This window comes from Sneathiella sp. (assembly GCF_002694385.1).
Lineage (GTDB): Bacteria > Pseudomonadota > Alphaproteobacteria > Sneathiellales > Sneathiellaceae > Sneathiella.
This window is the reverse complement of record NZ_NZMB01000021.1, coordinates 56,442-69,420: the sequence shown is the minus strand read 5'-3', so window position 1 is coordinate 69,420 and position 12,979 is coordinate 56,442. Positions and strand designations below refer to the sequence as shown.

The following is a 12,979-nucleotide window of genomic DNA, read 5'->3' as shown; positions in this document are numbered from 1 at the left end:
TGTTTCCCCAAAGCCTAATTAAAATAATTCTATTGCGACCGCTTTTTGTCATTTTACGGCCGTATTGTCCAGCCCGAAGGTGATGCTTGCGACAATAAAGCGCGGTTTTCGCTGTATTTGTTACATCACTGCCATTACAACGGCAATATGCGACTTGCACTTTATCAGCCGGACATCGCGCCGAACGTGGGAACCCTGCTCAGATTGGGTGCTTGCCTGGGCGTTTCCATGGATATTATAGAGCCCTGCGGCTTCCCTTTCGGCGCGCGCGACATGAAGCGCGCCCTCATGGATTACGGGGCGGCGGCGGATGTCATACGCCATGTTTCATGGCCGGAATTCCGCAAAACAAATGCCGGAAAACGACTCATCCTGCTCACCACGCGGGCCGAAATGCCTTATACCGAATTTACATTCACAGAATCGGATATTCTGCTGCTGGGCCGGGAGAGTGCTGGCGTCCCGCCCGAGGTGCATGACGCCGCCGACAGTCGCCTTCTCATTCCGATGTCTCCTGGCCTCAGGTCCATCAATGTAGCGATCTCCGCCGCCATGGTGCTGGGAGAGGCCCTCCGGCAGACCAATGGCTTCCCGCAACAGGCCCCGGCAACCCAGACATAAAATTTCAGTGAAGAATGACATGACGGACACACAAAAAACACGCGCGGCCAGTTGGTTCCGTGACTTGAGAGATCAGATTCGCACTTCCTTCGAGGCGCTGGAAGACCAGCTCGCCGGGCCGCTCAGCGATCGCGCGCCAGGCCGCTTCGAGGTGACGGAATGGGAGCGACCGGGCGGCGGCGGCGGCGAGATGTCCGTCATGCGGGGGCGTGTCTTCGAAAAGGTCGGCGTCAATATCTCTACTGTCCATGGCGAATTTTCCGAAGAATTCCGGAATGCCATCCCCGGAACCGATAAAGACGGGCGCTTCTGGGCGAGCGGGATTTCCCTGGTCGCCCATATGCAGTCCCCCCTCGTCCCGGCGGTGCATATGAATACCCGTCATATCATCACCGCCAGCCATTGGTTCGGCGGCGGCGCGGATCTGACGCCCATGTATCCCGATGATCAGGATACGCAGGATTTTCATGCCGCGCTTAAAGACGCCTGCGACCGGCATGATGCCGACTACTATCCCCGCTTCAAAAAATGGTGTGACGAATATTTTTTCCTGCCCCATCGCAACGAGCCCCGTGGCGTCGGCGGCATTTTCTATGACCGGCTGGAAACCGACTGGGAAAAGGATTTTGCCTTCACTCAGGATGTTGGCAGGGCGTTCCGCGATATCTACCCTGAGATTGTCCGCCGCCATATGAACCGTGAATGGACCCAGGAGCAGCGCGAGCACCAACTCCGCCGCCGGGGCCGTTATGTCGAGTTCAACCTGCTTTATGACCGCGGGACCACCTTTGGCCTGAAAACCGGGGGCAATACCGAAGCCATCCTGATGTCGTTGCCGCCAGAGGTGAAATGGCCGTAACCCGACCAGATCGCTCCGATTTGATGCAAAGCTGTGACGCCGCGCACATTTCTTTTACTTGGGACCATGCTGGTGGCGGTGTATCATTCATGTGTGATCGCGAATTCATTTTGAGGATTAGTACGATGATCAGATACAGATACAGCCTGATAGCCTTGGTAGCGGCAACCATACGGAATATGCGGGAGTCCTTTGCAGGATCCGCAATGCCGGGGAAACCCTGTCACGGCTGCGACTGCATGTAAACGGACATCTGCCCCTCTCCTGCTGACGCGGAAAAATACAGACGAGTAGCTTGCGGGCAACCGCTGAGTAAAAGCAAAAGGCGTGAAACTTTCCGGTTTCACGCCTTTTCTTTATCTATTTATTGATCTTCTGTGAGTGCGGGGACCGGGCAGGGCCCGGCCGTCCCTCATCAATTCAGTTGGCCTGACGGCGCAGGAAGGCCGGGATATCCAGTAGATCCTCATCTTCCTGCTTCTGATCAATCTTGACCGAAGCGGAAGCTTCCTTGCGTACCGGCTGGCCTTGCGGCGCGGGAGTAGTGGGCGTGGCCATCGGCGGCGCTGTCCGGCTCGTGACCGGCTCCCGGCGGACCGGCGCGGACGCCTCCTCTTTCGGGCTGTCCTTGCGGAAGGAACGGCTGACGCCCGTCATCCGCTCAAACAGGCTCGGGCCGCGTTTTCTGGTTTTGCTCTCGGTCACTTCCGATGCCACCTGCTGAGCGTCGGGATTAAGAAGTTTTTCCGGGCTCTTGTCGACACGAATAGCGGGCGGCGCCTTAAAGGGGCTGTCCCGGCCCTCGGCTTCCGCCAGTTCCTGATCGCTCTCTTCCATCTCCACATCAATCTCGGACAGCAAATCACGCTCCCGGTCGATGGCAAGATTGCCGCTCATGGAGGTCGTATCGAGGGAAGTTGCGCCCATTTCCAGCTTGTCAGAGCCTTCCGTTGCCCCAGATGCCTGAGCAACCGGCTGACCAGAGAAATTACCGCCAGGAATGCTGGCACCGAAACCGGAGGCGGAGACCGCGGCAACGGCCGGAATCATCGGTCCAGATGCCCCATCGCTTGCCCCGCCTGAGATTCCGGAAGCCGCTTTACCTTCCCCCTTGGTGGGCCGAAGGGACATAACATTCGGGGAATTCGCTTTCTGAACTTCCAGCGCGTCAATGCCGGTTGCGACGACGGAAACGCGCATGCTGCCTTCCATCTGCGTATCGAACGTGGATCCGACAATGATGTTGGCTTCCGGATCGACTTCCTCGCGAATGCGGTTCGCGGCCTCATCCAGCTCATACAGGGTGAGATCCATCCCGCCGGTGATGTTAATGAGAACGCCGCGCGCGCCCTTCATGGAAACATCATCGAGCAGTGGGTTGGAAATCGCGGCTTCCGCCGCCTCGATCGCCCGGTTCTCGCCGCTGGCCTCCCCGGTGCCCATCATTGCCTTGCCCATTTCGCTCATCACCGTGTTGACGTCAGCGAAGTCAAGGTTGATCAGACCCGGCATGACCATCAGATCGGTTACGCCGCGAACGCCGGAATGCAGCACTTCATCGGCCATGTTGAATGCATCAGCAAATGTCGTCTTTTCATTGGCGACGCGGAACAGATTCTGGTTCGGGATGATAATCAGCGTATCGACATAGCGTTGCAGTTCTTCGATCCCCGCATCCGCAATCCGCATCCGGTGATTGCCCTCAAACTGGAAGGGTTTTGTTACAACGCCAACCGTCAGGATGCCTTTTTCGCGCGCCAGCCGCGCCACGACCGGGGCCGCGCCCGTGCCTGTACCACCGCCCATTCCGGCCGTGATAAAACACATATGAACGCCATCAAGGTGACCGGCAATTTCGTCGAGCGTTTCTTCCGCAGCAGCCGCACCGATTTGCGGTTTTGATCCAGCGCCAAGGCCTTCCGTCAGCTCAGCTCCCAGTTGAATACGATGCTCTGCCAAACTCTGCCGCAAAGCCTGCGCATCCGTATTGGCGACAACGAATTCGACCCCCTGCAACTCGGCGGAGATCATGTTGTTTACCGCGTTACCACCAGCTCCTCCAACGCCCAGGACAAGGATCTTTGGCTTCAGTTCTGTTTGCTCCGGTACTGACAAATTGATACTCACGGTACTCTCCTCCTTAAAGACGCTGACGAACACATAATTAATACCAAATATTGTGGTTAATGAAACCCCACTTCTTACATATTGACTAATTTTCAGCAAAAATTTTGTCTAAAAATTCTCCTTGAACCAGGTTCCAACCCGTAAAAGCCGACTTTTCGGCGGCTTTTCAACGACCGACATCTTGATCCCGTCATCAAATCTTTCCCGGATCGCATAGGACAGCAGCCCGGCTGCCGTCGTAAAGGCCGGACCGTCGGTCGCATCGGCCAGCCCCTTAACACGGATAGGTTTACCCATCCGAACTTGTTTATCGAGAACCCGCGCGGTCAGTTCCTGCACGCCGGAGAGTTGCGCAGCACCGCCGCACAGCACAGCGCGTCGTCCGGCAACCTTATTGTACCCCGACGCGACGAGCCGGTCGCTGACCAGCTCCAGTATCTCTTCCAGCCGCGGCTTGATAATGCCCACCAGCATGGAACGCGGCACATGATTGGCGACATCGTGGTCACTTTCACCGATCAGCGGCACATCAATGATTTCCTTTTCATCGGCCGGGCTTGCCAACGCATTGCCATAAAGGGTTTTCATCCGCTCCGCATTGGCGAGGGTGGTGGACAGCCCGCGCGCAATATCATTGCTGACATGGCCACCCCCAACGGGGATGACCTCGTTATAAACCATCTCCCCATCATAGAAGACAGCAAAGGAAGTGGAACCGCCGCCCATATCAATCACCGTGACGCCCAGATCCATCTCGTCTTCCACCAAGGATGCAAGGCCGGAAGCGTAGGATGCGGACACCATCCCGGCCACGCCTAGGTGACAGCGTTCCACACAATTGGCGAGATTTCGCATATGGCTGTTCTGAAGCGAGACCATATGCATGCTGATCCCCAGATTCTCGCCATACATGCCGCGCGGATCACGAATGCCGCGATTACCATCCACGGTGTAGCCGACCGGCAGCGCATGAATAACCGTGCGCCCATCCGGCTGATAACTCGCCCGTGCTTCCTTCAGCGTGCGCTGCAAGTCCTTTTCCGTAATTTCCTGACCACCGATGGACATTTCCACATCGACCGTCTGCGATGCGGGCTTGCCTGCGGAGACACCAAGATAGACTTCCCGGACCGTCTCGCCAGCCATGCGCTCCGCCGCATCAACAGCGGAGCGGATCGCCTCTTCGGCCATCTCCATATTGGTGACGCCCCCAGCCCGGATACCACGGGAAACCTGATGGCCGATGCCGGTCACACGAAGGCGGCCTGCTTCCTCCGTTGCGACAAAGCAGCATACTTTCGTTGAACCGACATCCAGTGCCGCTAAAGGTCCGTTCCGTCCCGCCGCCATTAACCTTCTACCCGCTCCATCTCTCGTTTATCCATCTGCGCTTCCGTCATTCCGTCAGCTTCCTTGCGCTGCAACCCGCCGGATATTTGCCGCGCCTTCGCCCAACCGGACATACAGGCGATCCTGGGCCCGCATATCAATGGCAACGACATCCTTGTCGAGAATTCGTTGCTCAGTCTGAAGCCGACCAAGCGCCTGCCAGGCTTCAAGCGCGCCCTTTTCCGGCAATTGTACCGTAATGTTCTTATCAAATTCCAAATTCCAGCGACGATCGCGGATCCGCACGGCGCTTTCCAGCCGGGCGAACAGCTCCGGTGTTTGCACCAACATATCGAACAGCTCCGCCGCATGGGCATTTGCGCCGGGGCCAACCACCTTTGGCAGATAACGGAAAGCGGCCTCATCTTCTTTGGATACAACAGTGCCGGTCCGGTCAATCACACCCGTCCGCCCCTCAAGTTGCCAGCGGGCAAAGGGCCGCCGTTCCGTGATCTCGATAAAAATCTCATCGGGATAGCGGCGCATGACGGACGCGGCCTCAACCCATCCCAGCGTTTCAAGACGCTCGCGCGCTGCTTCGGGGTCCACGCCGAGAATACTGTCCCCCCGCCGGACATCCAGCACCCGGAGAATATCCCCGGCCTCTGTTCTTTCCCGACCCACAACGCTGATTTCCTGCACGGTCAGGCCGAAAAATTCGGCAATCGACTGCTGTTGCTTATCAATCCAGGCTGCGCTGTGGGCAATGAGCTCCGATTTCACCATAAAGTTTGTGATACCGCCGATAACAATGGCCACAACCAGCACGGCCGCACAGATCAGCGCTGGTTTCCGCCAGGCGGGCGCTGGCTTGCGGCGCCCTGTTTTTTTCGGCTTTGAGCTTCTGAACGGCGTTGTGATACGGTCCGTAATCTGGACGGTCAGCCCCCCAAGGCGCGAAAAAGCCCCTTCGGTCGAAAAGCGCGGCTCCGCCTTGCGGCCTGTGGCTTTCTTTTTCTTGCCGCCCTGGGAAGCGCCCTTGAAGAACCCGCCCTTTGACTTCTGCCGACGCGGACGCGCCGGGGTAAGTACTCTGTCTTCCTTGTCTATGGTTATCTGTCGCATGATGCATCCTCCACGATCCAGCAGACAAGCTCTTCAAAGGAGATGCCACAGTGCCCCGCGATTTCGGGCACCAGACTGAGAGATGTCATGCCGGGCTGTGTATTGGTTTCCAACATGTAAAATTTGCCGCGCCCCTCGCCCGTGTCATCGAACCGCAAATCGCTACGGCTGACGCCGCGGCAACCAAGCGTGCGATGCGCCAGAAGGGCAAGACGCAGGGCCTCCTCATAATCCTCCGGGTCGAGCGGCGCCGGCATCAGATGCTCCGCCTTCCCGTCGGTATATTTCGCCTCATAATCATAGAAACGGCCGAGAGGCCGGATTTCGACAGCGCCAAGGGCCCCATCCCCCATCACCGCGACCTGTATTTCCCGGCCGGGTATGAAAGTTTCCACCAGCACCTTTTCACCAAAACTCCATGGCAGGTCCTGCAAGCTCATATTCTCGCCATCAAGAATGATGGTAACGCCAACGCTGGATCCTTCATTCAACGGTTTGACAACATAGGGCTTGTCATAACGCGCGCCGTCCTGGATTTCCCGCCGCGTGAAAACCCGGCCATCCGCCACCGGAATTCCTGCCGCCTTGAACAGCGTTTTCGCAACCGGCTTATCCATGGCAAGGGCGGACGCCAGTACGCCGGAATGGGTATAGGGAATACCCATGATTTCCAGCACACCCTGAATATATCCATCTTCGCCATACCGGCCATGCAGCGCATTGAAGCAGACATCCGGGCGAATCTCGGCCAGCGTTTGCGCAATGTTCCGCCCCGCATCAACCGGTGTTACCCGATAGCCGGACTTTTTCAGCGCCTCGGTACAGGCAAGGCCGCTATTGATCGACACTTCCCGCTCGGCCGACCATCCGCCCATCAATACGGCGACATGTTTCATGGTCTCTTTCCTTCCGTACAGTTCGCCGCGTCTCCAAGGCGGACAATCTCCCACCGCAGCAGGGTGTCATGCCGCGCGAAGACCCGGCGGCGCATCTCCTCGCCCAGCGCTTCAAGATCGGCCGCCCGTGCCCCGCCCGTGTTGATCAGGAAGTTGCAATGCTTGTCGGAAATCATCGCCAGTCCCTTTTTCAGGCCCCGGCCGCCGACGCTGTCAATAAGCTGCCATGCCTTCTTGCCGGGCGGATTGGCAAAGGTGGAACCACCGGTGCGACTGCGCACGGGCTGGCTTTCCTCCCGGTTGCGGGAGATATCGGCCATGCGGTTAAGGATATCCTCGCGGTCACCCTGCGACAGTTGAAAACTCGCCTCCGTGAAGATCCAGTCTTTCGGCACTGTGGTGTGGCGATAGGAAAAGCCCATATCCTCCGGCCCGAGTTCATGACGCTCACCTGCCCGGTCATAGGCGACGGCAGACAGGAAAATATCTGATATATCGGCACCATAGGCACCGGCGTTCATACGCAGCCCCCCGCCGATGCAGCCGGGAATACCACTCAGGAACTCAGCCCCTTCCAGCCCCGCATCCGCGGCAAACCGCGCCACGTGGCCATCAAATGACCCGGCGCCAACCGTCAATATTCCGTCCTCATTGTTCATCTTGGCGAAATGCCGACCGAGCCGGATTACAACGCCGCGCACCCCCCCGTCCCGCACCAGCAGGTTAGAGCCGACACCGATCACATGCACCGGAATATCGTGCGGGAGGTTTTTGAGAAATTCCGCCAGATCGGCCTCATCCTCCGGCTTGAACAGGACATCCGCCGGGCCACCCACCTGGAACCAGGTCACCTTGGACAGGTCCGCATGAGCGCGCAGCCGACCCCGGACAGGCGGCATCCGCTCCATCAGGCTTTCCACAGTTGCGGCTTTATGCATTTTCTCACTCATCCGCTCAGGTCGCCCCTTCCTTTGCGTATTGCTTTTCCAGCTCCACCGGAAGAGCATTCGCCCAGGCGGAGATGGAGCCTGCGCCAAGACAGACAACCACATCGCCGGGGTTGCTGTTCTCTGCAATCACTCTGGCGAGATGTTCCGGTCCCTCAAGGGCGAGGACATGACGGTGGCCGCGGGCGCGCAGGCCCTCCACATAATGTTCTTTGTCGATCCCCTCAATCGGCGCCTCACCCGCCGCATAGATATCGGCAACAATCACCGTGTCCGCGTCATTGAAGCAGGTGCAGAAATCCTCGAACAAGTCCCGCAAGCGGGAATAGCGATGCGGCTGGACAACGGCAATCACCTTCTGGTCATAGGCCTGACGCGCCGCAGAGAGGACAGAGGCGATCTCAACCGGGTGATGACCATAATCGTCAATCACCGTCACGCCATTCACCTCGCCGGTTTTGGTGAACCGCCGTTTCACCCCGCCGAAATTACGCAGGCCCTTTTTGATATCCGCTTCCTCGAAGCCCATTTCCTTGCCGACCGCAATGGCGCTGAGGGCGTTCAGAACATTATGCGTGCCCGGCATGGGCAGTTCAAACCCCTTCATCTGCCGCGTATGACCATCGGCGCGGGGGCTAATCTCCACATCGAAAAGCGCCTTCCCACCTTCAAAGCGGACATTGACGGCCCGGTAATCCGCCTGCGGCGATTGCCCGTAGGAAATAAGACGGCGATCGGTAATCCGGCCGATCAGGGCCTGCACTTCCGGATGATCGATACAGACCGCCGCGAAGCCGTAAAACGGGATATTCTCAACAAATGTCTTGAAGGCATCGCGCACCCCGTCGAACGTGCCGTAGAAATCAAGATGTTCCGGGTCAATATTGGTGACAACCGCAATGGTTGCCGGAAGTTTGGTGAAGCTGCCGTCGGATTCATCGGCCTCCACCACCATCCATTCCCCTTTGCCAAGGCGGGCATTGGTGCCATAGGCATTGATAATGCCGCCGTTAATGACCGTCGGCTCCATCCCCGCCGCATCCAGCAGGCTCGCCAGCATGGAAGTGGTGGTTGTCTTGCCATGGGTCCCGCCAACCGCAATCGCCCATTTGAGACGCATCAGTTCGGCCAGCATTTCTGCGCGGCGCACCACGGGGATCAGATGCTTGCGGGCTTCGCGCACCTCCGGGTTATCGGCCTTCACCGCCGATGAGATGACCACTACCTGCGCCTCGCCCAGATTACTGGCGTCATGCCCCACATGCACCGTAATGCCGAGGGCGCGCAGCCGTTCCACATTGGCATTAGCAGCCAGGTCGGAGCCCTGCACCTGATAGCCAAGCGTATGCATGACTTCGGCAATGCCACTCATCCCGATCCCGCCGATCCCGACGAAATGAACAAGTCCCATATCCAGAGGAAGGGTTCTCATGCTGCTGCCTTTCCGGTCTTCTTCGTCTCAATATTCGCAGGCGTAAACCGCTCCACCAGATCGGCAAGTTTTTCCGCCGCGTGAATTTCACCAAGGGCCGCCGCCGCCGTGGCCATAACGGACAGGCAATCGGGACGGCGCAGAAGGTCTGCAATCTGGCGCGTCGCCTCCTCCACCGTGAAATCATCCTGAAGGACCAGCCGCGCCGCGCCGCGGGCAACGGCCTTCTCTCCGTTTTTCCGCTGATGGTCATCCATCGCAAACTTATAGGGGACGAGCAGCGAAGGCCGCCCGGCCACGCTCAATTCCGAGAGCGTTGACGCGCCGGAACGGGTAATCGCCAGATGACAGCGCTCCAATAGCTCCGCAACATTTGGGAAGAACTGCGCGAGCGAGGCGTCGATACCACTCTCCTGATAGAGGGCGCGAACCCGCTCGATATCTTCCACACGGCACTGCTGCGTCACCTGCAGACGTGACTTCAGATCCTCCGGCAACTGGGCAAGAGCAGCGGGCACAATTTCCGACAGGATGGTCGCCCCCTGACTGCCGCCAAGGATAAGCAGGTTGATCGGCCCACCCGCTTCCGGCGCCCTGTATCCCTTACCGAACAGGGCAAGAATGGCGCGGCGCACGGGATTGCCGGTATGGATCATCTTGTCCGTGATATCCTCATCCGGGCTTTCGGTATTATCAAACGACGTAGCAATATATCGGGCCCGGCCCGCCAGCAGCTTGTTGACCCGTCCCAACACGGCATTCTGTTCATGCAGCAGCAGCGGGATGCCAAGGCTCGCCGCTGCCGCGGCGGGCGGCATGGAGGGATATCCGCCAAAGCTGACCATAGCGATCGGCTTCAGGCGGCGTAAAATCCGGCGTGATTGCAGAAACCCGACCAAAAGGGAACCAATCGCCCTGACCTTTGCCGCAAGTCCGCGAACAGAAGGAGAGCCTGCCTTGACCTGCACGATACTGACGCCGGGAAACAGTTCCTCATATTTTTCACCGCGCATATCGGTCATCAGCGTGACGGAAAACCCGCGCGAGATCAGCTCTTCGGCGAGAGCGCGGGCGGGAAAGATATGCCCGCCGGTGCCGCCACTTGCCAATATGATGTTGCGCTGTGCCGTCATCGCAGCTCCCCGGTTCCCGGACGGCGGCGGCTCAGCGCCAGCAACATGCCCATCAGCAGCGCCAGCGCAAACATGGAGGAACCGCCATAGGAAATGAACGGCAATGTCATGCCCTTGGTCGGCATCAGGCGGAGATTGACGCCAATATTGATGATGGCCTGAAGGCCGAACTGAGTCAGCAGCCCCGCCGCCGCAAGAACGACAAAGAAATTCTTTTCTTCCAGTAATCGGCTAAATCCGCGCAAGACGATGAACGCAAACAGCGCCACGACCAGCAGACAAACAACGACGCCGAATTCTTCACCCACAACAGCGAAAATAAAATCCGTATGCGCATCGGGTAACTGCCGTTTAACCGATCCGTCTCCCGGACCAACCCCGAAGAACCCACCGGTTTGGAACGCCTCCATGGCGCGGTCAATCTGATAGTTACCGCCGCCCGCCGGATCCAGAAACCGGTCGATCCGGCTGGCCACATGCGGGAAGAACCCATAGGCGGCGGCAGCGCCGACAATACCGACAACCAGCAACATGACGACCCAGATGATGGGCAGCCCGGCCAGGAAAAACTGGGCGAACCAGACACTGCACACAACCAGCGTCATGCCAACATCCGGCTGCATCAGCATCAGGAAAACGACAAAAGCAAACAGCGCCATGGAAATCAGATTGCCCGGCAGTTCATCACTGCGTCGCTGCTCCGCGAACATCCAGGCGGCCACAACCGCAAATGACGGTTTTAGAAATTCCGTCGGCTGCAACGTGAAGCTGCCAAACTGCAACCAGCGATGCGCCCCCTTGACTTCCGGCCCCACCAACAATGTCGCAATGGTCAATATCGAGAAGACCGCAAAACAGACGACGGCAAGGCGCCGTATCCATAGGGGAGACAGGAGGGAGATCAGAAAAATCACGATTGCCGCCATCGGCAGATACATGAACTGCCGCCGCACGAAGTGAAAGCTGTCAAGATTGAGACGCGCCGCTATGGCCGGGCTTGCGGCAAGCACCATCATGCCGCCCGCCAGAATCAAAACACCAACCGCCAACAGCGTCCAACGGTCGACAGTCCACCACCAGTTACCGACCACGGAACGGTCGAGACGGGTAAAGGTGGTCATGACATCTCCTCCGCAATCACTTTCTGCACGGCCTCCCGGAAGGCATCGCCCCTCGCCTCGAAGCTGGTGAACTGGTCAAAGCTTGCCGCGGCAGGGGACAGGAGGATAACCGCGTCCTTCTTCCCGTCCGCAATGGCGGCGCGCACGGCCTGCCGCACGGCATTGCCAAGATCATCGCATTTCTCAAAAGGGGTCTGCCCCTTCAGCGTCGCGGCGAAATGATCCGCCGCCTCGCCAATCAGGAACGCCCTGCGGATACGCCCGAAATGCGGCTGAAGTGTGGTAATTCCGCCTGCTTTTTCACGTCCGCCCGCAATCCAGTAAATATTCTCGAAACTGATGAGGGCCTTTTCCGTCGCTTCCGCATTTGTCGCTTTGGAATCGTTGATAAACAGCAGGTTACGCAGCCGTCCGACTTCCTCCATCCGATGAGCGAGCCCGCCGAAAGATTTCAGCCCGGCGCGAATTTCATCGGGCGTCAGGCCGATACTGCGCACAGCAGCAACGGCAGCCGCCGCATTCTGCCAGTTATGACGGCCGCGCAGGGAACCGATCCCGGAAATATCCATCGTCCAAGATTGATCGTCTACTGATCGGTCCTCAAGGCGGCCGTCAATAACACTTACCCCGCCCTCCACCGGAAAGCGTGTTGAAATTGGGATGATCCTGCCACGACCGTGTATGGCGAGGCTGGTAGCGATATAGTCGCACATCGGATCGTCAATATTGATGATGGCAATCCCGGCCTCATCCTGATTTTGGAAAATGCGTTTTTTGACAGCGGCATAGCCCGTCATGTCCCCATGACGATCCAAATGATCCGGCGTGATGTTAAGCAGTACCGCCACATCGGCGCGCCAGGACGGCGTCAGATCAAGTTGATAGGAGGATAGCTCCAGCACATAGCAGCCTTCTTCCGGCAGGTCGGGCAGATCCATGACAGGTGTCCCGATATTTCCGCCAAGCGCCGTTTCCCGCCCCACCGATTTCAGCAGGTGGTGGACCAGGGCGGACGTGGTCGATTTTCCATTTGTGCCGGTAATGCCAATCAGACGCCCGGCGGTCTTTTCATTTAGGAAAATCTCCACATCGCCAATCACTGCCGCGCCCGCGCGCCGTGCCGCACCAACCACCGGATGCGGCGCTGGATGGGTCAATGGCACCCCGGGGCTGAGGACCAGCGCCTCCACCTTCGGCCACCCCGCATCGGTCAGATCCTGTACTGTCAGCCCTGCCTCTGCCGCCGCCTGACGGCGCGCCTCATTATCATCCCAGACAAAGACATGCGCCGCGCCAAGGTGAAGCTGACGCGCCGTGGCCATACCGCTCTTGCCCAATCCGAAAACGGCGATGTTTTTGTCCTGATATGCGTGGCTCTGCATCATTCCC

11 protein-coding genes are annotated in these 12,979 nt (G+C 58.4%); 2 read left to right on the top strand and 9 right to left on the bottom strand.

Annotated features, from left to right (window positions below; genetic code table 11):
* The first annotated feature begins 147 nt into the window (after positions 1-147).
* Both CMN55_RS14310 and hemF read left to right on the top strand, forming a co-directional pair.
* Positions 148-621, top strand: coding sequence for a tRNA (cytidine(34)-2'-O)-methyltransferase (locus CMN55_RS14310; protein ID WP_293950494.1), 474 nt, complete (start codon positions 148-150; stop codon positions 619-621).
* A 19-nt stretch (positions 622-640) separates the two neighbouring features.
* Positions 641-1,480 (top strand): oxygen-dependent coproporphyrinogen oxidase, encoded by an 840-nt coding sequence (gene hemF / locus CMN55_RS14305; protein ID WP_293950493.1) that lies wholly within the window; start codon positions 641-643, stop codon positions 1,478-1,480.
* Positions 1,481-1,900: 420 nt separating this feature from the next.
* Here the strand turns inward: hemF and ftsZ are convergent, their stop codons facing one another.
* The 9 genes from ftsZ to murD all read right to left on the bottom strand — a co-directional run bounded on the left by ftsZ (position 1,901) and on the right by murD (position 12,975).
* The gene (ftsZ, locus tag CMN55_RS14300; RefSeq protein WP_293950492.1) at positions 1,901-3,607 is read right to left on the bottom strand and encodes a cell division protein FtsZ; all 1,707 of its coding nucleotides are present in this window, start codon (positions 3,605-3,607) and stop codon (positions 1,901-1,903) included.
* A 108-nt stretch (positions 3,608-3,715) separates the two neighbouring features.
* Positions 3,716-4,957, bottom strand: coding sequence for a cell division protein FtsA (gene ftsA, locus CMN55_RS14295; protein ID WP_293950491.1), 1,242 nt, complete (start codon positions 4,955-4,957; stop codon positions 3,716-3,718).
* A gap of 54 nt (positions 4,958-5,011) precedes the next feature.
* The gene (locus tag CMN55_RS14290) at positions 5,012-6,061 is read right to left on the bottom strand and encodes a cell division protein FtsQ/DivIB (protein ID WP_293950490.1); all 1,050 of its coding nucleotides are present in this window, start codon (positions 6,059-6,061) and stop codon (positions 5,012-5,014) included.
* Positions 6,049-6,957: a D-alanine--D-alanine ligase gene (locus CMN55_RS14285; protein ID WP_293950489.1), complete on the bottom strand. Its 909-nt coding sequence runs from the start codon at positions 6,955-6,957 to the stop codon at positions 6,049-6,051. Before CMN55_RS14285 ends, CMN55_RS14290 begins: the two co-directional genes overlap by 13 nt.
* Entirely contained in the window at positions 6,954-7,907 is a 954-nt protein-coding gene (gene murB / locus CMN55_RS14280; RefSeq protein ID WP_293950488.1) for a UDP-N-acetylmuramate dehydrogenase, read from the bottom strand. Before murB ends, CMN55_RS14285 begins: the two co-directional genes overlap by 4 nt.
* Before the next feature lie 4 nt (positions 7,908-7,911).
* Positions 7,912-9,336 (bottom strand): UDP-N-acetylmuramate--L-alanine ligase, encoded by a 1,425-nt coding sequence (gene murC, locus CMN55_RS14275; protein WP_293950487.1) that lies wholly within the window; start codon positions 9,334-9,336, stop codon positions 7,912-7,914.
* On the bottom strand, positions 9,333-10,469 hold the full coding sequence (gene murG / locus CMN55_RS14270; protein WP_293950486.1) for an undecaprenyldiphospho-muramoylpentapeptide beta-N-acetylglucosaminyltransferase: 1,137 nt from the start codon (positions 10,467-10,469) through the stop codon (positions 9,333-9,335). The genes murC and murG overlap by 4 nt, the downstream gene beginning before the upstream one ends.
* Positions 10,466-11,590, bottom strand: coding sequence for a putative lipid II flippase FtsW (ftsW, locus tag CMN55_RS14265; protein WP_293950485.1), 1,125 nt, complete (start codon positions 11,588-11,590; stop codon positions 10,466-10,468). Before ftsW ends, murG begins: the two co-directional genes overlap by 4 nt.
* Positions 11,587-12,975, bottom strand: coding sequence for a UDP-N-acetylmuramoyl-L-alanine--D-glutamate ligase (gene murD, locus CMN55_RS14260; protein ID WP_293950484.1), 1,389 nt, complete (start codon positions 12,973-12,975; stop codon positions 11,587-11,589). Before murD ends, ftsW begins: the two co-directional genes overlap by 4 nt.
* Positions 12,976-12,979: the final 4 nt, after the last annotated feature.

What these genes read in the sequence shown, in the direction of transcription:
- murB (WP_293950488.1), bottom strand. Translation starts at nt 7,907, where the DNA reads ATGAGTGAGAAAATGCATAAAGCCGCAACTGTGGAAAGCCTGATGGAG.
- murG (WP_293950486.1), bottom strand. Translation starts at nt 10,469, where the DNA reads ATGACGGCACAGCGCAACATCATATTGGCAAGTGGCGGCACCGGCGGG.
- ftsW (WP_293950485.1), bottom strand. Translation starts at nt 11,590, where the DNA reads ATGACCACCTTTACCCGTCTCGACCGTTCCGTGGTCGGTAACTGGTGG.
- murD (WP_293950484.1), bottom strand. Translation starts at nt 12,975, where the DNA reads ATGATGCAGAGCCACGCATATCAGGACAAAAACATCGCCGTTTTCGGA.
- hemF (WP_293950493.1), top strand. Translation starts at nt 641, where the DNA reads ATGACGGACACACAAAAAACACGCGCGGCCAGTTGGTTCCGTGACTTG.
- CMN55_RS14290 (WP_293950490.1), bottom strand. Translation starts at nt 6,061, where the DNA reads ATGCGACAGATAACCATAGACAAGGAAGACAGAGTACTTACCCCGGCG.
- ftsA (WP_293950491.1), bottom strand. Translation starts at nt 4,957, where the DNA reads ATGGCGGCGGGACGGAACGGACCTTTAGCGGCACTGGATGTCGGTTCA.
- CMN55_RS14310 (WP_293950494.1), top strand. Translation starts at nt 148, where the DNA reads ATGCGACTTGCACTTTATCAGCCGGACATCGCGCCGAACGTGGGAACC.
- murC (WP_293950487.1), bottom strand. Translation starts at nt 9,336, where the DNA reads ATGAGAACCCTTCCTCTGGATATGGGACTTGTTCATTTCGTCGGGATC.
- CMN55_RS14285 (WP_293950489.1), bottom strand. Translation starts at nt 6,957, where the DNA reads ATGAAACATGTCGCCGTATTGATGGGCGGATGGTCGGCCGAGCGGGAA.